Origin of the sequence: Vitiosangium sp. GDMCC 1.1324 (assembly GCF_003044305.1) — a bacterium.
Taxonomy (GTDB): Bacteria; Myxococcota; Myxococcia; order Myxococcales; family Myxococcaceae; genus Archangium.
In genome coordinates, this window is record NZ_PZOX01000013.1 from 259,373 (window position 1) to 277,535 (window position 18,163).

20 protein-coding genes are annotated in these 18,163 nt (G+C 69.0%); 8 read left to right on the forward strand and 12 right to left on the reverse strand.

The annotated features are described in order from the left end of the window. Nucleotides 1–19: 19 nt before the first annotated feature. The gene (locus DAT35_RS33255) at nt 20–565 is read right to left on the reverse strand and encodes a hypothetical protein (protein ID WP_146209996.1); all 546 of its coding nucleotides are present in this window, start codon (nt 563–565) and stop codon (nt 20–22) included. 171 nt (nt 566–736) lie between these two features. Here DAT35_RS33255 and DAT35_RS33260 point away from each other — a divergent pair, with 171 nt between their 5' ends. From DAT35_RS33260 to DAT35_RS33270, 3 genes are all read left to right on the forward strand, one after another. After that, nucleotides 737–1,660, forward strand: coding sequence for a peptidoglycan-binding protein (locus DAT35_RS33260; RefSeq protein ID WP_108072678.1), 924 nt, complete (start codon nt 737–739; stop codon nt 1,658–1,660). A 402-nt stretch (nt 1,661–2,062) separates the two neighbouring features. Then, nucleotides 2,063–3,166, forward strand: coding sequence for a triacylglycerol lipase (locus DAT35_RS33265; RefSeq protein WP_108072682.1), 1,104 nt, complete (start codon nt 2,063–2,065; stop codon nt 3,164–3,166). A 105-nt stretch (nt 3,167–3,271) separates the two neighbouring features. Next, the gene (locus DAT35_RS33270; RefSeq protein WP_108072685.1) at nt 3,272–4,333 is read left to right on the forward strand and encodes a hypothetical protein; all 1,062 of its coding nucleotides are present in this window, start codon (nt 3,272–3,274) and stop codon (nt 4,331–4,333) included. Here the strand turns inward: DAT35_RS33270 and DAT35_RS33275 are convergent. Together DAT35_RS33275 and DAT35_RS33280 are read right to left on the reverse strand one after the other, a co-directional pair. After that, nucleotides 4,330–5,112 (reverse strand): SDR family NAD(P)-dependent oxidoreductase, encoded by a 783-nt coding sequence (locus DAT35_RS33275; RefSeq protein WP_108072687.1) that lies wholly within the window; start codon nt 5,110–5,112, stop codon nt 4,330–4,332. The two genes, DAT35_RS33270 and DAT35_RS33275, sit on opposite strands and share 4 nt — an antisense overlap. A 202-nt stretch (nt 5,113–5,314) precedes the next feature. Next, complete coding sequence (locus tag DAT35_RS33280; RefSeq protein WP_108072690.1) at nt 5,315–5,959, reverse strand: molybdenum cofactor guanylyltransferase; 645 nt, start codon at nt 5,957–5,959, stop codon at nt 5,315–5,317. Nucleotides 5,960–6,077: 118 nt separating this feature from the next. On the opposite strand from DAT35_RS33280, the gene glp reads away from it, so the two are divergent. Further along, a complete protein-coding gene (gene glp, locus DAT35_RS33285; protein ID WP_108072693.1) occupies nt 6,078–7,319 on the forward strand; it encodes a gephyrin-like molybdotransferase Glp in 1,242 nt (413 codons plus the stop codon). Then, nucleotides 7,319–7,828 carry a molybdopterin-guanine dinucleotide biosynthesis protein B gene (gene mobB, locus DAT35_RS33290; protein WP_233261872.1) on the forward strand — a complete coding sequence of 170 codons (510 nt, stop codon included), beginning with the start codon at nt 7,319–7,321 and terminating at the stop codon, nt 7,826–7,828. The genes glp and mobB overlap by 1 nt, the downstream gene beginning before the upstream one ends. A 26-nt stretch (nt 7,829–7,854) precedes the next feature. Here the strand turns inward: mobB and DAT35_RS33295 are convergent, their stop codons facing one another. From DAT35_RS33295 to DAT35_RS59305, 3 genes are read right to left on the reverse strand one after another with little or no spacing between them, the layout of a single operon-like run. Beyond that, nucleotides 7,855–8,286 carry a toxin-antitoxin system YwqK family antitoxin gene (locus tag DAT35_RS33295; RefSeq protein WP_158502004.1) on the reverse strand — a complete coding sequence of 144 codons (432 nt, stop codon included), beginning with the start codon at nt 8,284–8,286 and terminating at the stop codon, nt 7,855–7,857. A 37-nt stretch (nt 8,287–8,323) separates the two neighbouring features. Beyond that, a complete protein-coding gene (locus DAT35_RS33300; RefSeq protein WP_108072699.1) occupies nt 8,324–8,755 on the reverse strand; it encodes a toxin-antitoxin system YwqK family antitoxin in 432 nt (143 codons plus the stop codon). Then, the gene (locus tag DAT35_RS59305) at nt 8,752–9,591 is read right to left on the reverse strand and encodes a YwqJ-related putative deaminase (RefSeq protein WP_158502005.1); all 840 of its coding nucleotides are present in this window, start codon (nt 9,589–9,591) and stop codon (nt 8,752–8,754) included. The genes DAT35_RS33300 and DAT35_RS59305 overlap by 4 nt, the downstream gene beginning before the upstream one ends. A gap of 693 nt (nt 9,592–10,284) precedes the next feature. On the opposite strand from DAT35_RS59305, the gene fdhD reads away from it, so the two are divergent. Together fdhD and DAT35_RS33315 are read left to right on the forward strand one after the other, a co-directional pair. Beyond that, a complete protein-coding gene (gene fdhD / locus DAT35_RS33310) occupies nt 10,285–11,115 on the forward strand; it encodes a formate dehydrogenase accessory sulfurtransferase FdhD (RefSeq protein WP_233261873.1) in 831 nt (276 codons plus the stop codon). 32 nt (nt 11,116–11,147) lie between these two features. Next, the gene (locus DAT35_RS33315) at nt 11,148–11,573 is read left to right on the forward strand and encodes a VOC family protein (protein ID WP_233261874.1); all 426 of its coding nucleotides are present in this window, start codon (nt 11,148–11,150) and stop codon (nt 11,571–11,573) included. Nucleotides 11,574–11,594: 21 nt separating this feature from the next. Here DAT35_RS33315 and DAT35_RS33320 read toward each other — a convergent pair whose 3' ends face one another. Continuing rightward, complete coding sequence (locus DAT35_RS33320; RefSeq protein ID WP_108072705.1) at nt 11,595–12,515, reverse strand: ribonuclease Z; 921 nt, start codon at nt 12,513–12,515, stop codon at nt 11,595–11,597. An 89-nt stretch (nt 12,516–12,604) separates the two neighbouring features. Here DAT35_RS33320 and DAT35_RS33325 point away from each other — a divergent pair, with 89 nt between their 5' ends. Next, entirely contained in the window at nt 12,605–13,252 is a 648-nt protein-coding gene (locus tag DAT35_RS33325; protein WP_158502006.1) for an HAD family phosphatase, read from the forward strand. Nucleotides 13,253–13,258: 6 nt separating this feature from the next. Here DAT35_RS33325 and DAT35_RS33330 read toward each other — a convergent pair whose 3' ends face one another. From DAT35_RS33330 to DAT35_RS33350, 5 genes are all read right to left on the reverse strand, one after another. Continuing rightward, nucleotides 13,259–14,581 (reverse strand): cytochrome P450, encoded by a 1,323-nt coding sequence (locus DAT35_RS33330; protein ID WP_158502007.1) that lies wholly within the window; start codon nt 14,579–14,581, stop codon nt 13,259–13,261. Nucleotides 14,582–14,674: 93 nt separating this feature from the next. Then, on the reverse strand, nt 14,675–15,109 hold the full coding sequence (locus DAT35_RS33335) for a GNAT family N-acetyltransferase (RefSeq protein WP_108072711.1): 435 nt from the start codon (nt 15,107–15,109) through the stop codon (nt 14,675–14,677). A gap of 15 nt (nt 15,110–15,124) precedes the next feature. Continuing rightward, nucleotides 15,125–16,762: a phosphoglucomutase (alpha-D-glucose-1,6-bisphosphate-dependent) gene (pgm, locus tag DAT35_RS33340; protein WP_108072713.1), complete on the reverse strand. Its 1,638-nt coding sequence runs from the start codon at nt 16,760–16,762 to the stop codon at nt 15,125–15,127. A gap of 135 nt (nt 16,763–16,897) precedes the next feature. Continuing rightward, a complete protein-coding gene (locus DAT35_RS33345; protein ID WP_108072716.1) occupies nt 16,898–17,491 on the reverse strand; it encodes a hypothetical protein in 594 nt (197 codons plus the stop codon). A gap of 157 nt (nt 17,492–17,648) precedes the next feature. Beyond that, a complete protein-coding gene (locus DAT35_RS33350) occupies nt 17,649–17,963 on the reverse strand; it encodes a hypothetical protein (protein ID WP_108072718.1) in 315 nt (104 codons plus the stop codon). Nucleotides 17,964–18,163: the final 200 nt, after the last annotated feature.

Sequence of the window (18,163 nt, forward strand, 5' to 3'; positions counted from 1 at the left end):
GCACCTCCCGGCCGCGCCCTCAGTGCAGCAGCCCGCCGGCTCCGCCCCCGCTCACATCCGAGCGGCCCTGGATGCGCGCCACCGCTTCCTTGAAGCTCGCCATGTACCGGCGCAGCTTCGCGTCCATCTCCACCGACGGGCTGTCGTAGCGCGCCAGGCACAGCATCACCGCCCGCCCGTGCACCGGATCCTCCCCCGGCACCAGCGTCGTCTCCCGCACGTCGCCGAACACCAGCCAGTCCAGCTTCCACAGCGCGTCCAGCAGCTGGCCGAAGTGCTCCTCCATCTCCTGGCGCAGCGCGTCCGGCAGCCCCTGCACATCGCTGTACTCCGAGCAGTCCCGCAGGAAGCGCTCCACCACGTCGACTTCCTCGGGGCTCTCCGGCACCTCGTGCGAGAAGGAGCACGCCATCGCGCCCTCCAGCAGCCGCGCGAGCTCCTCGCCTCGCGTCACCAACGCCAGACGCGGCCCGTCCTCGGACTCCGGGCCGTCCTCGGGAACCGGCCCGTCCATCCGGAGGAACGTCTCTCCCGCCATCGTGTCGAGTCTCATCCTGATCGCCACGTACCCCTCCCGGATCCGCGAGCCCCCGAGAGTATCGGTCCCTGGCCCCCGGTGGCAGTCCATTCCGCGGCCCCCATTTCAACGCCGAAAGGGCGAGGTGAGGAAACTTCTTCCCGCCACCTACGAAAATAGGACTGGATTTCCCACTCTAGACCGCGAGCCAGCCCCCCCATGGTCGCCATCTCCCGCTCCACCGCCGTCGCCCCCCGCCTCGCCGCCAGCTCCGCTCCCGCCACGCTCCGCGAAGGCGCGCACGGTTCCTCCGTGGTGACGCTCCAGAAGAAGCTGAAGTCCGCGGGCTTCGACCCTGGCGCCGCCGACGGCTCTTTCGGCCCGAAGACGCTCGCCGCCGTGAAGGCCTTCCAGAAGGCCCGCGGCCTTGCCGCCGACGGCGTGGTGGGCCCCAAGACGTGGAGCGCCCTCAACTCGGCCACCGCTCCCAAGCCCTCGACGGGCGCCTCCTCCGGGGGCTCCGGCCCCACCCTGAGCCTGGGCGCCCGGGGCGAGCCCGTGAAGGCCCTCCAGAACCGCCTCAACGCGCTCGGATTCAACGTCGGCGCCGCGGATGGGGACTTCGGCCAGAAGACGCTCGCCGCCGTGAAGGCCTTCCAGAAGGCCCGCGGCCTCACCGCCGATGGCGTGGTGGGTCCCAAGACGTGGGACAAGCTCGGCATCAAGGTGCAGACGCCCTCCACCCCCTCGGGCGGCGGCCGCGCCGTCAACGGCTACGTCAACGGCGTGGCCCGTCAAATCACCGTCTCCCCCATCGCCGGTGGCAAGGAGCTGCGCTCCGACGCGGCGGCCGCCTTCAACCGCATGCACGCCGCGGCCCGCGCCGCCGGCATCAACCTCACCGTCAACAGCGCCTTCCGCACCATGGAGCAGCAGCGCGCCCTCTATCAGGCCTACCTCAACGGCACCGGCAACCTCGCCGCCAAGCCCGGCTACTCCAACCACCAGGGCGGCATCGCGCTGGACATCAACGTGGGCGCCACCAGCTCCGCCACCTACCGCTGGCTGGCCGCCAACGCGAGCCGCTTCGGCTTCGCGCGCACCGTCCCCTCCGAGCCCTGGCACTGGGAGTACCGCCCCTGATTCCGTAAGCCCCCCCGGCACCCCACCCCGCCCCTCACCTCGAGGGCGCGGGGTTTTTTTTCGCCCGAACCCCGGCCCGCCGCGACTGTCCTGAAACCGTTCATTATCTGTCCTTATTCAGGACAGTTCACCGGATGCCCCGGCAACCCCTTGGTTTTCCAAGACTCTTAGCCTCCGGGAGGCCTCCGGGGGCGTGAGCGCCAGGAGTTGACTGGAGCATCAATGCTCCACTTTCCCTACGTGACGCATCGCGTCGTCCCCGCTTCGATGACGCACCGGGTCTGGCGCGGCGATTGCTGTGTATGCCATTGGCTCGGGGACAGCCTGAACCCCCCGGGCTCCGCACCCCACCCCCACTGCCCTGACCGGAGCCCTCCGGCAGGGACACCGCAAGGAGTCCCCATGAAGAAGCTGCACACCCTTGTGCTGGCGCTGTGCGCGCTCGGGCTCACCACCGAGGCCCGCGCTGGCGCGGCGAAGACGACGTACCCCGTGGTGTTCGCCCATGGCATGGCGGGCTTCGACGACATCCTCGGCTACGACTACTGGGGCGACGACTACGGCATGTACGTCGGTGACACCTGTCAGCTCTTCGAGATCGGCTGCAACGAGGACATCGACGCCAACCAGCAGTCCTTCGTGGCCCAGGTGCAGCCCTTCCAGAACTCCGAGGTGCGGGGCCTGGACCTGGCCAATGACATTGAAGGCTACATGGCCAGCGTGGGCGCCACGCGCGTGAACATCATCGGCCACTCGCAGGGCGGCCTGGATGCGCGCAAGGCGGCCAAGGTGCTCTACACCCGCAAGGGCTACACCGTGGTGCCCGTGCTGGTGAGCGTGTCCTCGCCCCACCGCGGCTCGCCCGTGGCCAAGTACATCCTCGACCTGAAGCCCGGCGTCACCAGCGTCATCGCCGCCCTGGCTGAAATCTATGGCAACGTCGTCAACGGGCCGGGCAATGACGCCTACGCGGGCGCCAAGCAGCTCGTCTACAACGACTACAGCGCCAGCGACGGCATCACCACCGGAGCCAAGGCCTTCAACGTCAACAACCCCATCGACTCGCGCTACGCCTCGCGCTACGTGTCGCTCCTCACCGCGCAGAACGGCCTGAGCGTGAACCCCGCGCTCTTCCTGGTGAGCGAGCTCTTCTACGACATCGACGGCGACGGCTACTGCGTCGACGACTGCGACAACGACGGCGCCGCGGGCAAGGGCGACGGCATCGCCAACGAGGCGGATGACGACGGCCTGGTGGGTATCAACTCGCAGCAGATGGGCTACCGGCTGAAGTACACCGAGTCCACCTTCGGCTTCGACTCCGTCACCAACGACTCCAACGTCGCCTACCTGGGCACCATCAACGCGCCCACCTCCGCGCAGATGACCTCCACCTCGAGCGTCATCAACCAGGACCACCTCGACGTGGTGGGCGTGGGCCCGGACACCTTCGACGAGCCCGAGTTCTACGCCGCCATCTTCAACTACATCGCCACCTACGACTGACGCACACGCACCACCCCCCGGAGCGTGCCCCCTCGTCCGAGCGAGGGCCCTCCGGGGGTTGCCGTTTCCCTCCTCTTGCGCCCCCTCCCCGGAGATGCGTCGCCCATGAACCGTCGGAAGGCTCCCCTGCTGCTGGCCCTCGTGCTGCTGATCGCCGCCTCGGCCCTGCTCGTCTTCAAGACGCGCTCGGAGGAAGGAGCGGCCCCGGAGACCGCCGCCGCGCGGACCCAGGCGAAGAGCGACCCCCAGGCGCTGACGGCCAGAGCCCGGGGCTCCACCGCCGGGACCGGCACGTCGCAAGAGGGTGAGGATGGAGCGGAACCACCCGCGGGAGACCTGGTCTCGTACCTGCGCTCGCGCTACGGGGCCCACATCCGCGACCCACACACGCAGATGCGCATGCTGGAGCAGCTCATGCGCCACTTCCAGAAGCTCAACCCCACGGGCTGGGAGGCGGACCTGCTGGCCGTGCTCAAGCAGGCCTTCCCCGAGCTGTATGACGAGCTCGCCCAGCGGCTGCACCAGCGCCTGGACTATGAGCGCTGGGTGAAGGAGCACCACGCGGAGCTGCGCGACAAGCCGGAGAAGGAACGCCGCGCCGCCCTCTGGGAGGAGCGCAACCAGCTCTTCGGCAAGGAGGTGGCGGAGAAAATCTGGGCCGCCGAGCTGCGCAACTTCGCCGTGGCGGACTCGCTGGCGTCCATCGACGCGCTCCCCAACGCCACCGTCCAGGACCGGATGGCGCAGTACAAGCAGAACCTCACGAAGACGTACGGCGAGCACACCCAAGCCTATGTGCAGGCGCACCAGCAGGAGCTGATGAACCGCTTCCTGGACCTGGGCTCGGTGCAGAAGGACCTCGGGACGATGACGCCCGAGCTGCGCGCGGAGAACCTGCGCTCCATCCGCAAGGAGATGGGCCTGGACGAACAGGCCCTCCAGCGCTGGAACGAGCTCGACAAGGTGCGCGACACTCGCTGGGAGCTGGGCTCGCAGTACATGTCCGAGCGCGAGCTGCTCGCGCAGCAGTACTCGGGGACGGAGCTGGAGGCGCGGCTCACGGAGCTCCGCTCGCGCTACTTCTCCGACGAGGCCCAGACGATCGCCGAGGAGGAGGAGAGCGGCTTCTTCCGCTTCACCCGCCCCCGGCAGTGGGGCCGCAACTAGCGCGCGGTGTAGCCGCCGTCGACGACGATCTCCGCGCCAGTGACGTAGCGCGAGGCATCCGAGGCCAGGTAGAGGATGGCCTCGGCGATGTCCTCGGGCTCGCCCATGCGGCCCAGGGGCGAGGCGGCCTCGAGCTTCTTCCAGGCCTCGGCCTCACTGCCCACCTGCTCGACGAAACCGTCCCACCAGTCCGCGTGCTGCCAGATGGGCGTGCGCACGCCGCCGGGGAACACGGAGTTGACGCGGATGCCGTCGGGGGCGCACTCCATGGCCACCGCCTTGCTGAGCATGCGCACCCCGCCCTTGCTGGCCGAGTAGGCCGCCGTACCGGGACTGCCCACCAGCCCCGACACCGAGGCCACGTTGATGATGGAGCCCCCGCGCTTGCCCAGCCGCATGGTGCGCACCGCGTACTTGGTGCCCAGGAAGGTGCTGTCCAGGTTCACCGCCATCTGCTCGCGCCACTCGGCCATGGACATCTCCGCCACCGCGCGCGAGATGGCGATGCCCGCGTTGTTCACCAGCACGTCCAGCCGGCCATAGACGTCGAGCGTGCGCGCCACCACCTTCTGCCAGGTGACCTCGTCCGTGACGTCGTGCACCACGAAGAAGGCCTGCCCACCGGTGGCGCGAATCTCCTGCGCCACCTGCTCGCCCGAAGGAGCGATGTCCGTCACCACGACCCGCGCGCCCTCGCGGCCGAACAGCAGCGCCGTGGCACGGCCAATCCCCGAAGCCGCCCCCGTCACGAGGGCCACCTTGTCCTTCAGTCGACTCATAGGCCTGAACGCACGTTACCCGACTTTCTAGCCTTTCTCGCTCTGGAATTTGAGAGTGGGGCGGGAAAGCTCATACACGGAGTGGAACCCGCGAGGCAGGGCGTGTGAGCCGGAACCTCCCGGAGTACCCCCCAGGGAAACACGTCCCCTCTCCGGGTCCTTTCCCCGAGCGGGCCGGGGAGCAGGCCGGGGACGCGCGCCCTCACCCGGAGCGTTTCCCGAAAGGCGGTGGGAGCGTGGCGCCGTGGCGCGCCAGGTCCTCCGGCGTGTTCACGCTCACCACCGAGCGCAGCTGTGCGTCCACGGCGCGCAGGGCCTCCTCGGGAAGGAGCGCCGCGCGGGCACGGGACAGCAAGCCGCGCAGCGAGGGCTCCCCGGCTTTCAGCGCCTCGCCCCACGAGGGCGCCAACGTCCTCCGGTAGAGGGCCAGCAGCGGCTCCACCCGGCCTCCCACCGTGAAGCACACCGCCTCCACCTCGGGCCCCCGTGCGCCCAGCAACACCCGCACCGCCGCCTCCGAAACGAAGGGCATGTCGCATGCCACCGCCAGCACCCACTCCGTCCTCGCGCCCACCAGCGCCGCGTGCACACCACCCGGCGCGCCCCGCCCTCGCACCACGTCCTCCACCGTCCGCACACGGAAGCGCGCATAGGGCTCCGGGTCGTTCGTCACCAGCAGCCCGTCTCCGAATAGCCCGCCCAGGTCCAGCACCCGCGCCAGCACGGGCCGGCCCTCCACCTCCAGCAGGCCCTTCGCTACCCCACCCAGCCGCTCGCCCCGCCCTCCCGCGATGACCGCCAGTGTTACGTCCGGGTACTCCGGCCCCTTTCGTTCCCCATTGCTCACACCGTGCCTCCTCGTGCCTCGTCTCTCCCCGTGCTCCGTCCGCTGGTGGAGGCTACCTTCTCGCCCTCCACCTCCCGGCGCGTCCTTGCGCTAAAGCCCGGTGGACGACGCCTCCGCCATGTCCCTCGCCCCACTCCCCACCGCCCGGAAGGCCGCACTCGACGCGCTCCGCCCCGCGCCTCCCCTGAGCATGCCGCTGCTGGAGGCCCTCGGCCGATTCCTCGCCCGGGATGTGGTCGCCTCGCGCTCGCTCCCCGGCTGCCCCGTCTCCGCCATGGATGGCTATGCCGTCCGCGCCGAGGACACCGCCCACGCCCACCGCGACCGCCCCGCCCGCCTCCGCGTCGTCGACACCCTCTACGCCGGCCACCTGCCCTCGCGCTCCGTCCAGCCCGGCGAGGCCTCGCGCATCTTCACAGGGGCTCCGCTCCCAGAGGGCGCCAACGCCGTCGTGCGCCAGGAGGCCACCTCCGTCCCGGGAGAGGGGCTCGTCGACGTCTGTGTCTGCGTCCCCCCGGGCAAGGACATCCGCCCCACGGGAGAGGACCTCCTCACCGGCACGCCGCTGCTGCGCGCCGGACAGCGCCTCGAGGCCTTCGCGCTCAGCGTGCTCGCCTCCATGGGCGAGACCCACGTCCTCGTGCGCCCGCCTCCGCGCATCGCCGTGCTCGCCACCGGGGACGAGCTCGTGCCCCCCGGTGCCCCCGCGCTGCCCCACCAGGTGTACGAGAGCAACCTCGTCCTCGTCGCCGCCCTGGCTCGCGAGGCGGGAGCCCACGTGGTGGCGCTGGAGCGCGCCCGGGACGACGATGCCGAGCTGCGCTCCACCGTGCGGCGGCTGCTCGGCGAGGCCGACGTGCTCGTCACCACCGGCGGCGCCTCGGTGGGAGAGAAGGACCGGGTGAAGCGCGTGCTCTCCGAGCTGGGGGCCTCGTTCCTCGTGGACGGCGTGGCGCTCAAGCCGGGCAAGCCCGTGGCCGTGGCGAGGCTCGGCAGCACCGCCGTCGTCGTGCTCCCCGGCACACCGGGCGCGGCCACCGTCGCCTTCGACCAGTTCGCCCGCCCACTGCTCTTGCGCCACCAGGGCGTCACCGAGGAGCGCCAGCGGCTGCGCGTCCGCCTCGACGAGGGGCGTCACAAGCAGGCCGGCTTCACCTACCTCATCAGTGGCACCCTGGAACTGCGCGAGGAGGGCCGGGTGTGGGCCCGCATCCGCGCGCAGGACGCCGGGCAGTCCCTGCAGAACATCGGCGCCGAGGGCTATGCCGTCCTCCCGCCGGGCCGCGCCGACTTCGCCTCTGGCGACGAGGTGGAGTTCGAGCGCTTCGACCGACCCCGCTTCCTTTCCGTGGAGCCGTGATGCGTCCGCCCGCGCTCGCTGTGGTGGGCTGGTCCGGCTCGGGGAAGACGACGCTCCTCGCGAGGCTCGTGCCCGAGCTGCGAGAGCGGGGCCTGCGCGTGGGCGTGGTGAAACACTCGTCGGATGAGCACCCGCTGCACCGGGAGGGCAGTGACACCGCGCGCTACGCGGAGTCCGGCGCGGCGTTCGTCGCCTTCGCCAACCCGGCCGGCGTGCAGCTCACCTTCCCAGAACCTCCCGAGCACGTGCTGTCCTTGCTCGAGCGCTTCGCCGGCACCGTGGACCTGGTGCTCATCGAGGGGTGGAAACAGGGGCCGCTGCCCAAGATGGAAGTCTGGCGCGAGGGACTCGGGCCCATGCTCGCGGCGACGCGGCAGGACGTGCTCGCCGTGGTGGGCACGGCTCCAGTGCCCGAGGGAATGAAGCGGTTCGCTCCAGAGGACGTGCAAGGAATTGCCAGCTTCATCCAGCAATGCCTCCGGGACGGAGTCCTGAGCGCAACGGATTGAACCCGAGACTCAAGGAGGATGAGCTGTCAGAGCGGCGGTGCGGATTGGCCCCACTTCTTCCGGCAGATCTGCAACGTGCTGTACAGGTTGTCAGTGGGACTGATGTGCCAGTCCTTTATCAACCTGCCTTGCTCATCCCACCTTTTCTCCGCGATGGCGATTCCAAGCTCACCGAGCACTTCGGCGACGAGGTGGCCCTGTTCGTCCCACTCACGCCGATACCCGTGAAGACCTCCGTACCAGAGGTTCGATTCCTTCCTGAGCTGGCCCGAAGGATGCCATGCACGCACCAATCCATGCCTGATTCCGTTGACGTGGGGAACCTCGCTCTGGAGAGTGCCATCCGGGAAGAACTCGACGGCAATGCCCGTGAAGGGCTGGCCCTTCCAGAACATATATTGATCATCACTGACCACAAGCTCAAGCTCATCGAAATGAACACAGGGAAGGACTGTCATGACAGGCTCTTGATTCCTGGGGAAGGAGGAAGAACCATCAGAGAGGTGGTGCGAACTGGCCCCACTTCCTTCGTTTGATTTGCAGGATGTCATACAAGTTGTCCTTAGGGCCGATGTGCCAGTCCCTCGTCAACCGGCCCTGCTCATCCCATCTCTTCTCCGCGATCGCGATCCCCAACTCGCCGATTCTTTCGGAGATGAGGCGACCCTGTTCATCCCACATACGTTCATACCCGTGGAGACCTCCGTACCAGAGATTCTCCTCCTTGCAGAGCTGGCCCGAGGGGCGCCACACACGCACCAATCCATGCTCGATTCCGTCAACGTGGGGAACCTCGCTCTGGAGGGTGCCATCCGGGAAGAACTCGACGGCAATGCCCGTGAAGGGCTGGCCCTTCCAGAACATATATTGATCATCACTGACCACAAGCTCAAGCTCATCGAAATGAACGCGGGGAAGGTCTGTCATGGCAGGCTCCTGACGCTTGGGGGGAGGATTGCCTCGCAGTTCGGACAAGGCGGTGGAATGCCCGCAACCTTCGTCGAACCTCGGAGGGAGCGGTTGTGGAGAACGAACTCGGAGAGTTCCCGAGGTTGTACCGGACGGCCCAGCGCCGCTTCCCGCTCATAGAGGGCCCGCTTCAAGGCAATAATTTCGGAGTGTGTGCCCGGCTTCCCTGCGCGCGCGGGTGTAAGACCCTTCGTTGCGTCGAGATAAGCAGCAAGTCTTTGCTTGAGAAGCGGATGCAGGCCGAGAGGTGGCTCCGGATGGTTGACCCCGAAGAACGTCCTCCCAGTCCGCGTATCGAGAACGCCCGTCACGACGGGGCCACGCTCCTCATTCGAAAGGACCTTGACCATATTGGCGGCGCGCACTCGGACCGTCTCGACGAAGACTCTCTCCACCTCCGGCGTCAGATAAGGCGCGGAGCCACCACTCGTGTTCAGCGGATGGGCGAGGCCCAGCCCTTTCTCCACCGCCACTCCCACGGCCAGCGCGGTGAAGAACTCCGCCGCCGCGCCGAGCCGGGACACGTCCCGCTCCGTGAACATCTCCTGGCCGCGGGCGACCTGCCAGCACCGCTCGAGCACGAAGTGGAGCGGATTGGAGTCCCTGGCCAACCCGTACAATCCCAGTTGGAGCCGGATGGTGGCGGGATGCGTGAGCACGTAGTGCGCGACCATCCGCCGCCTGTTCTCGAAGTGGGCGTACCTCCGCGCGGCGTCCGCACCCGAGCCCACGAACTGCACTGCTTCTCTCGCTTCCTGGAGGGTCAGATTCTCTGGGTCGACCTGTGGCCGCATGCGTAGGGGTCCAGGCACTGTAGGCGAAGCCATGGCCTTGATGTACTCGCGCTCCCAATTAGAGAGCGGATGGAGCCACGAATCCGGATGCACCCTGGGCTCCGAGGCCCACCAGGCCGCGACGTCCCCTGGCTTCTGCAGACGGACGATTTGTTGGACCACGTCCCGCCCGTTGAAGACGCGCGCTCCCTCGGCAGGCGGCGCTTCGACCCCCTGGGAGCCGCTCGCACTCTCGCTTCCCCGGGTCAAGAAGGTCGCAGCTCGAATACCCGTGGCAGCCGTCTCCACGCGAAGAGGAATGAAACCAGGCAGGAACTCCCATGCACCCCTGGAGACCCGTGGCCACTGGTCCGCCGAGAGGTACGGAGCCACGGCCCGGCACCAGAACAGCTCGCACTGTTCCGAATCGCAAAGCGCGAGCACGCTCCTCTCGCCGCATTCCTGGTCCAATGCCGTGAGACCCTCTTGCTCCTGATGGAAAGGCCTCGTCGGCGCGCAAGCGACCAGCAAGCCGCACAGCATCCATCCCACGTGCCGCATGGCTCCCCCTGAACAGAAGTGACCAGAACCTGCCGGGCAGATTGTACGACGCAAACCGGCTGGTAACGTTCAGGCAAAGGGCCTTGCCCAACCACCGCGATGACCGAGGAAAAACGCCACCCTCCGCTTCCCACCGGGGTTACCCGGCGGCCCGTGCGGCGCTACACCACAGAGGGCCGGCTCGCACCCGCCGAGCCAGACACCGTGGCCCTCGAGGAACCGCTCGATATCCGCATCAGCGGCGACACCGTGGCCATCACCATGCGCACCCCGGGCGCAGACCGGTTCCTCGTCACGGGCTTCCTCTTCGCCGAGGGCCTCATCCACTCGGCCGAGGACCTTGGCGGCCTCACCCACTGTGGCAGGCCCGGCGAGGAGGGTTACGGCAACATCGTCGAGGTGACGCCCGCCCCCGGACTCGTCATCGACCTGGAGCGCATGGGCGTCTCGAAGCGCGGCACGCTCACCACCGCGGCCTGTGGCGTGTGTGGCCGGCGCAGCGTGGATGACTTGATGGCCACGTGCGCTCCCGTGCCTCCGGGCCCGGAGATCCCCGCCTCCGTGCTCGCCCGAGCCACCGAGCACCTGCGCACCGTGCAGCCCAACTTCGCCCGCACCGGCGGAGTCCATGCCGCCGCCGCGCTCGACGAGACAGGCTCGGTGCTCGCGGCCTTCGAGGACGTGGGCCGCCACAACGCCGTGGACAAGGTCGTGGGTGCACTGTTGCTCGAGCACGGCCTGCGCTCGGCGAGGGCCTCGCTGCCCACCGCCATGCGCCCCACCGTGCTCGTGGTCAGCGGACGCGTCAGCTTCGAAATCGTCCAGAAGGCAGCCGTGGCCCGCTGCCCCGTCGTGGCCAGCGTCTCCGCCGGCAGCTCCCTGGCCATCGACCTGGCCGAGCGCGCCGGCATCACGCTCGCCACCTTCGTGCGCAATGGGCGCTTCAACGTGTACACGCACCCCGAGCGCATCCGCGAAGGATGAGGCCCGGCCCCCACGCTGATAGAAGGCGCCTCATGGACAACCCCGAAACCTGGCCCTCAGGAATGCCCGTCACGCAGGTACGCTTCGCCCGCCCCACCGACAAGTTGGAGGAGGTCGTGCGCTTCTACGTCGAGGGGCTCGGCTTGAGACACCTCGGCGGCTTCGAGGCCCACGCCGGTTACGACGGTGTGTTCATCGGGCTCCCCGGGTACGGCCTCCACCTGGAGTTCACCCGGCACGCCGCGGGCAGCCCGTGCCCAGCACCCACTCGGGACAATCTGCTCGTCCTCTATGTGCCGGACGTGGCCGCGCGAGATGCCATCGTGGCGCGGCTCTCCGCCATGGGCTACCCGCCCGTCGAGCCCGAGAATCCCTACTGGGCCTCGAACGGGGTGACGATCGCGGACCCCGATGGCTGGCGCGTGGTGCTGCAGAACACGCGCGGCCTCGGGCCTTGAGTCGGCGCTCCCTGTGAGGACTCACGCCGCGCGTGAGCGCTTCGGAACCTCGACATGGTCCAGGTCCCGCACCGCCACCACGTCGGCCACCAGGCCCTGGGCCTCCTGGACGAACGGAGCCGTGTCCTCGTAGCGCTGCGAGAAGTGCGTGAGCGCGAGCCGGCGGACCTTCGCGTCCCGGGCGATCTCCGCCGCCTGCCGCGCCGTCATGTGGAAGTGGTCGTGGGCCTCCTGGCGCTCGCTGTCGAGGTACGTCGACTCGCATACCAGCAGATCCGCGCCCTCCGCCAACCGCGTGGCGTTCGCGCACGGACGCGTGTCCATGACGAACGCGAAGGACTGTCCCTCTCGCTTCTCGCCCACGTCCTCCAGGCGGATGGTCCGCCCGTCGACCACGAGCGACCCCCGCCGCTGGAGCTCGCCGATGCGCGGGCCCGACAACCCATGGGCCGCGAGCCGGCTGGGATTGAGCTGCACGCGCGCGTGCTCCTCGAGCCGGAAGCCGTAGGTGTCGATGGAGTGCTCCAGCCGCGCCGCGGAGAGCTTGAAGCCCTTCGTCTCGGCGAGAGGGCCGTCCTTCGTGATGGGCTTGGGGATGATGCGCGCCTTGTCCATGAACGGCGTCGCGTTCCGGAGCCGCTCGTAGAAGACCTGCCCCGACGCCGGATAGTAGACCTCGACGGGATGCGACACCGAGTCCAGCGAGAGCCGCTGGATGATGCCGGGCAGCCCGAGCGCATGGTCCCCATGGAAGTGCGTGACGCAGATGCGGGTGACCTGGGTCGCCGACAGCCCCGCGAACGTCATCTGCCGCTGGGTGCCCTCGCCCGGGTCGAACAGGATTCCCTCGTCATCCCACCGGAGGAAATAGGCGTTGTGGTTGCGGTGACGCGTCGGCACCTGGCTGGCGGAACCAAGGACGATGAGCTCTCGATTGGACATACAAGTGCCTCCCGCGCATGGGCGCGAATGCGGGAGCCGGACGGCACCGCTCCCCCACTCCTGACTTGTACCGGGGTAGACTCTCCTCCATGAAGGCCCTGCTCGAACAGTTGGACGCCCTGCCTCCCGGAGACGCCGTCTTCGACCTCGACAACACCCTGCTCGTCGGAGACATCGGCGAGGCCACCCTGCGCCGCCTGCTGCACCGGCTGCCTCCCCGAGCCGCCTCCCTGCTCGGCACCACCGACCCCTGGGGCGCCTACGAGGCCCTCGCGGCTCGCGACTGGTGCGCCGCGGGCGACGTGGCCGCCCAGGCCCTCGCCGGCTTGAGTCCCGAAGAAGTCCAAGCGCTCGGCACCGACGTGCTCGAGAAGGGCGAGGTCCGGCTCAATCCGCACACCGTCGAGCTCGCCCGCCAGCTCTCCCGCCGCCACCGCGTGTGGATTCTCACGGGCTCGGCCGAGCTGCTCGGACGCGTGGCAGCGTCGCGCATGGGCATCGAGCACGTGGTCGGCATGCGTCTTCGCGAGGAGCACGGCCGCCTGACCGACGAGCTCCTGCCCCCCTGCACCTGTGGCGAGGGCAAGGTGAAGGCCACCCGTCAGCTCATCTCCGAGCGCCCCGTGTTCGCCATCGGCGACTCGCCGACGGACCTTCCCATCCTGCGGCTCGCGGCGGTCGCGCGGACGCTCGGGAAGATCTCCGGCCGCGAGTTCCCCGCCCTGGAAGCGCCGTAGCCCGGCTCACGCGGCCCGGGCCAGGGGCACGCTCCGGCCCGTCGGCTTCACGCGCACCTTCAGCCCATACCTCGGGCTCGTCATCGCTCCCGAGTTCGACGCCTCGAGGCGCTGCCCCGGCACCAGCTCGAAGCGGAACGTGCGCAGCAGGAACGAGAGCACCCCCTTCGCCTCGAACATCGCCAGCTCCTTGCCGATGCACGTGCGGTGGCCCCCGCCGAACTCCACCATCGCGTACGGCTGCTTGTGCTCCTCGCGCGGGGGAGCAAAGCGGTCCGGGTCGTACCGCTCCGGCTCCTTGAAGACGTCCGGCAGATGGTGCGACACGCGCGGCAGGTACATCACCTTCCATCCCTTCGGGATGGTGTAGCCCCCCAGCTCGAACTCCTCCAACACCCCGCGCCGCAACAACGACGCCGGGGGATAGAGCCGGTGCGTCTCGCGAATCGCCCGCTCCAGCACGGGCAACCGCTTGAGCGCCTCCGCCGCGATGGGACCGTCCCCCAGCACCTCGTCCTGCTCGGCCAGCACCCGCGCCAGGTACTCGGGGTGGCGCAGCAGCAGCGCCATCGCCCACGTCAGCGACAGCTTGGTGGTGTCGTGCCCCGCGAACATCAACACGAGCACCTGCGCCATCACATCCTTGTCATCCAACCCCGCCTCCAGCAGCCGGCTGATGATGTCGTCGCACGGGTGGGCGCGCCGGTCGGCAATCCACTTCGCCGACATCCGCCCCAGCGCGTCGCGGTAGCGCTGCATGTATGGCAGTCCGGCCGCCTGCATGGCCAGACCCACCGGACGGAACATCTTCTTGTAGATGTCCCGGAAGCGCGGGTAGTCCTCGCCAATCTCCACGCCGAGCAGGAACCCGCAGGCCACGCGGAACGTCAGCTCGCTCATCTCCCCGAGGAAGTCGAGCGGCTGGCCCTCCCTCCAGCCCGCGGACTGTGCGCGCGCCAGTTCCACGAGGGTGTCGCCGAAGGCCGCGATGTTCTGGTGGCGGAAGGCGGACATCATCGGCGTGCGCCGGCGCCGCTGCTCCTCGCCATCGAGCAGGGGCATCGCCGTGGGGCCCATGACGCGCGAGCCCTCCTCGCCATAGGCCGCGCCCCAGGACAGGTGTGGCGTCTCGCGCTCGAGCACGAAGCGGTGGGCCTCGGGCCCGAGCAGCACGGCGAACGTGTCCTTCATGTCCCGCACCGCGAAGACGCGGCCGTGCTGGCGGTAGCCCTCGAGAAAGAAGGCGAACGAGTCCACGCCGAGACCGTGGATGTAGGGGAAGTGGCCGAGCACGGGCAGGCCTCTGCCCATGAGAGGAGGAAGAGGCATGGTGACCGTGAGGCTACGAAGCGCGAGCCCTCCGGGTCCAGCCGAGGGAGTGGATTCCATCCGACTCCGCCAGATTCAGCACACCTCGCGCCGTTACCGGGGCAGGTACTTCTTGAACGCCCGGCTCACCGAGCCGTCATACCCGAGCCGCTCGAAGAAGCCATGTGCCTCCGTGCGCTGCACGCCGCTGAGCAACATGAGCTTCGTGCAGCCGTGCTCGCGGCACACGCGCTCGGCATGCTCCAGCAGCGCCCGGCCCACGCCCCTGCCGCGCGCTCCCGGGTCGACGACGAGGTTCTCCAGCAGTGCGTAGGGCCGTTCCTCGAACATCACGTCCGGGCACAGGTGGAGCAGCACCGTCCCCACCACCTCGCCGTCCCGCTCTTCCACGAGACAGAAGTTCGACGCGTCCTGGCGCAGCCGCTCGAGGCGCTCGGGCAGGACGCGGATGCGTGGATTGTGGGGGACCAGCAGCTCATACAACCGCTGGAGGGCCCCCGCGTCCGCTGGCTCGGCCTCGCGAATCATCTCCGGCCCCGAGGCTCAGCCGCGAGCGAAGGCGTCGCTCACGATCTGACGCGCCTCGTCCACGATGGCGCCGAGGTGCTTCGCGTCCCGGAAGCTCTCCGCGTAGATTTTGTAGACGTCCTCGGTGCCCGAGGGCCGCGCGGCGAACCAGCCGTTCTCCGTCACCACCTTGAGCCCACCAATCTCCGCGTTGTTGCCGGGAGCGCGCGTGAGGCGCTGGGTGATGGGGTCTCCCGCGAGCGAGGTGGCACGCACCGCCTCGGGCGACAGCTTCTTGAGCGCCGACTTCTGCGCCGGCGTGGCCGCCTGGTCGATGCGCGTGTAGAGCGGCGCGCCGAACTTCTTCGTGAGCTCCTGGTAGTGCACACCCGGGTCCTTGCCCGTGCGCGCCAGAATCTCCGCGGCCAGCAGGTCGAGGATGATGCCGTCCTTGTCGGTGGACCAGACGGTGCCATCGCGGCGCAGGAACGAGGCGCCCGCGCTCTCCTCTCCGCCGAAGCCGAGCGAGCCATGGAGCAGCCCGTCCACGAACCACTTGAAGCCCACGGGCACCTCGACCACGCGCCGGCCGAGGTCCTTCCCCACGCGGTCGATCATGCTGCTGCTCACCAGCGTCTTGCCCACGCCGGTGTCAGGCTTCCAGCCGGGGCGGTGGCGGAAGAGGTAGCCGATGGCCACGGACAGATAGTGATTGGGGTTCATCAACCCCACGCTGCGGGTGACGATGCCGTGCCGGTCCGAGTCCGTGTCGTTGCCGAAGGCGATGTCATAGCGGTCCTTGAGCTCGACGAGGCCGGCCATCGCGTACGGGGACGAGCAGTCCATGCGAATCTTGCCGTCGTGGTCCACGCGCATGAAGCGGAAGGTCGGGTCCACGCTCTTGTTCACCACCTGGAGGGACAGGCCATAGCGCGCGGCGATGGGCTCCCAGTAGGCGAGGTTGGCGCCGCCCATGGGGTCCACGCCGATGGACAGCTTCGCCCCGCGCACCACCTCCAGGTCCACCACGTTGCCGAGATCCTCGACGTACGGGGTGATGAAGTCATACGTCTTCACGTGGGACGCGGCGCGGGCGCGCTCGTAGGGCATGCGCTGCACGCTGGCGTTGTCCGCGCCGAGCAATTCATTGGCCCGCTTCTCCACCCACCCCGTGATGCCCGTGTCCGCGGGGCCACCATTGGGCGGGTTGTATTTGATGCCACCGTCCTCGGGCGGGTTGTGCGAGGGCGTGATGACGATGCCATCGGCCAGCCCCCGCTCGCGCCCGCGGTTGTAGGTGAGGATGGCGTGCGAGATGACGGGAGTGGGAGTCGCCCCGTCGGTGAAGCGCACCTGGACGCCGTTGGCGGCGAGCACCTCGAGCGCCGAGCGCTGGGCCGGCTCGGACAGCGCATGCGTGTCCATGCCGAGGAACAGGGGGCCGTCGATGCCTTCCTTCTTGCGGTACTCGCAGACGGCCTGCGTCACCGCGAGGATGTGCGCCTCGTTGAAGCTGCGGCGCGCGGACGAGCCCCGGTGACCGGAGGTGCCAAAGGCCACACGCTGCTCGGCTTCGCGCACGTCCGGCCGCTCCGAGTAGTACTGGGAGCGCAGGGTCTCGGTGTGGATGAGGAGGGAATCGGGAGGGAGTTTGCCGGCGAGAGGATGGGCCACGCGCCCAATCTAGCGCCGCGTGGCCTCCCGTGAGTGCTCCTGTTTTCGCCGATGTGTCGCCTCGTTCACGCCCTCCGCGTGACGCGGAGCGTCCGGGCCGGGCCCGCAGTCCTCGGCCGGGGCGTGGGAGCCACGCTAATTGTCGTCCGGGTCGGTCTTGTTGTCGGTCGGGAAACTGTCGCCACCGAACCGCTCATTCGCATCGAGGCCAGCGCCTCCCCTGCCGGTGGTGTTCCCCCGGGTCTTCTTCTTGGGCTTCTGGCCCTCCTCGTATGGAACCAGCGGGGTGCTCATGTCCGGGGAGGAGTTCGTGTCCGGGGAGCCCTGGATCGTAGTGCCGCTGCCCGTCCCCGTGCCCTGGTTCTCCGGGTTCTGGGTCCCCGTGCCGCCGAGGTCACCCTGGCCCACGTCCCCGGAGCCTCCCGTCCCCGGGCCCTCCGGATTCTGGAGGCCAGAGCCGCCCGTGTCCGGAGCGCGCTCGGGACTCGGGTTGAGGTCGTTGTTGGGGTTCTCGGGGCCGCGGTCGATGTCACTCCCGGCACCGCCCGTGTCCCCCGGAGCGGTCGAGTCCGGCGTGGTCCCGCCCTGGTTCTCGGCGGGGGTGTGCGGAATCGGCTGGATCTGCTCGGGGGTATCCCCGCGCTCGGCCGCCTTGTCCGACTTGCACGCGGTACCGGCCACCATCGCACCCGCGATGAGGCCGGCCAGAAGGAACCTGGTCCTGGTCATGAAGGTGACTCCCTGGTGAGGACTACCGTTGGCTCGCTGACCAGGAACGTGTTCAGCAGGGTCCCCCTCGGCAGGGAGCGTCCCCCTGGCCGCCCGCTCATCGGGGCGGCTCACGAGGGTCCTTGTCCGGGCGCCGGGTGCCACTTCCGCGGCAGCCTCAGCGCTTCTGCGCGTCGTGCTTCTGCGTGGCGATGCGCTTGCTCAGGCGGTCCTGCTGGCGCTCGATGCGGGCGCGCTCCACGGGGTCCAGCTTGCCGTCATCGGCGCGGTCCCGGGCAATCTCCCGCTGGAGGGCGTCGTGCTGGGCCTGGAGACGCACGGCCTCGCGGCCGGAGAGCTCGCCGCTCTTCACTCCCTGGACGATGCGCGCCTCCTGCTTCACCTGCCGCCGGTCCGCCCGCGCCGCGAGCGCCGGAGTGGAAACGACGAAACCCAGAGCCAGGGTCACCGCCAGGGACATGCCACGCACCATGTGTCTTCCTCCGATTCGGGGCCGGACGCGCCGGCCATCTGCACGGATGAACCCGGGAGGGCCCGAGGAGTTGCGGGCGGATTTTCCGGCCGAAGCCTCCTGACGCACCGAGTCGTGGCCCCGCGTCCAACCCGGCCTCCCGTCCCCGAACGAGAAATCCGAGCTTCACGCGAAATCCCCCCTATACTGCCCGCCAGGGG

Excerpts from the sequence above, each read along its gene's own strand:
- DAT35_RS33265 (WP_108072682.1), top strand. The coding sequence starts at position 2,063 with ATGAAGAAGCTGCACACCCTTGTGCTGGCGCTGTGCGCGCTCGGGCTC.
- DAT35_RS33350 (WP_108072718.1), bottom strand. The coding sequence starts at position 17,963 with ATGGTGCGTGGCATGTCCCTGGCGGTGACCCTGGCTCTGGGTTTCGTC.
- DAT35_RS59305 (WP_158502005.1), bottom strand. The coding sequence starts at position 9,591 with ATGCGGCCACAGGTCGACCCAGAGAATCTGACCCTCCAGGAAGCGAGA.
- DAT35_RS33275 (WP_108072687.1), bottom strand. The coding sequence starts at position 5,112 with ATGAGTCGACTGAAGGACAAGGTGGCCCTCGTGACGGGGGCGGCTTCG.
- DAT35_RS33345 (WP_108072716.1), bottom strand. The coding sequence starts at position 17,491 with ATGACCAGGACCAGGTTCCTTCTGGCCGGCCTCATCGCGGGTGCGATG.
- DAT35_RS33270 (WP_108072685.1), top strand. The coding sequence starts at position 3,272 with ATGAACCGTCGGAAGGCTCCCCTGCTGCTGGCCCTCGTGCTGCTGATC.
- DAT35_RS33335 (WP_108072711.1), bottom strand. The coding sequence starts at position 15,109 with ATGATTCGCGAGGCCGAGCCAGCGGACGCGGGGGCCCTCCAGCGGTTG.
- DAT35_RS33300 (WP_108072699.1), bottom strand. The coding sequence starts at position 8,755 with ATGACAGACCTTCCCCGCGTTCATTTCGATGAGCTTGAGCTTGTGGTC.
- DAT35_RS33325 (WP_158502006.1), top strand. The coding sequence starts at position 12,605 with ATGAAGGCCCTGCTCGAACAGTTGGACGCCCTGCCTCCCGGAGACGCC.
- glp (WP_108072693.1), top strand. The coding sequence starts at position 6,078 with ATGTCCCTCGCCCCACTCCCCACCGCCCGGAAGGCCGCACTCGACGCG.
- mobB (WP_233261872.1), top strand. The coding sequence starts at position 7,319 with ATGCGTCCGCCCGCGCTCGCTGTGGTGGGCTGGTCCGGCTCGGGGAAG.
- DAT35_RS33320 (WP_108072705.1), bottom strand. The coding sequence starts at position 12,515 with ATGTCCAATCGAGAGCTCATCGTCCTTGGTTCCGCCAGCCAGGTGCCG.
- DAT35_RS33260 (WP_108072678.1), top strand. The coding sequence starts at position 737 with ATGGTCGCCATCTCCCGCTCCACCGCCGTCGCCCCCCGCCTCGCCGCC.
- DAT35_RS33330 (WP_158502007.1), bottom strand. The coding sequence starts at position 14,581 with ATGCCTCTTCCTCCTCTCATGGGCAGAGGCCTGCCCGTGCTCGGCCAC.
- DAT35_RS33315 (WP_233261874.1), top strand. The coding sequence starts at position 11,148 with ATGGACAACCCCGAAACCTGGCCCTCAGGAATGCCCGTCACGCAGGTA.
- DAT35_RS33295 (WP_158502004.1), bottom strand. The coding sequence starts at position 8,286 with ATGACAGTCCTTCCCTGTGTTCATTTCGATGAGCTTGAGCTTGTGGTC.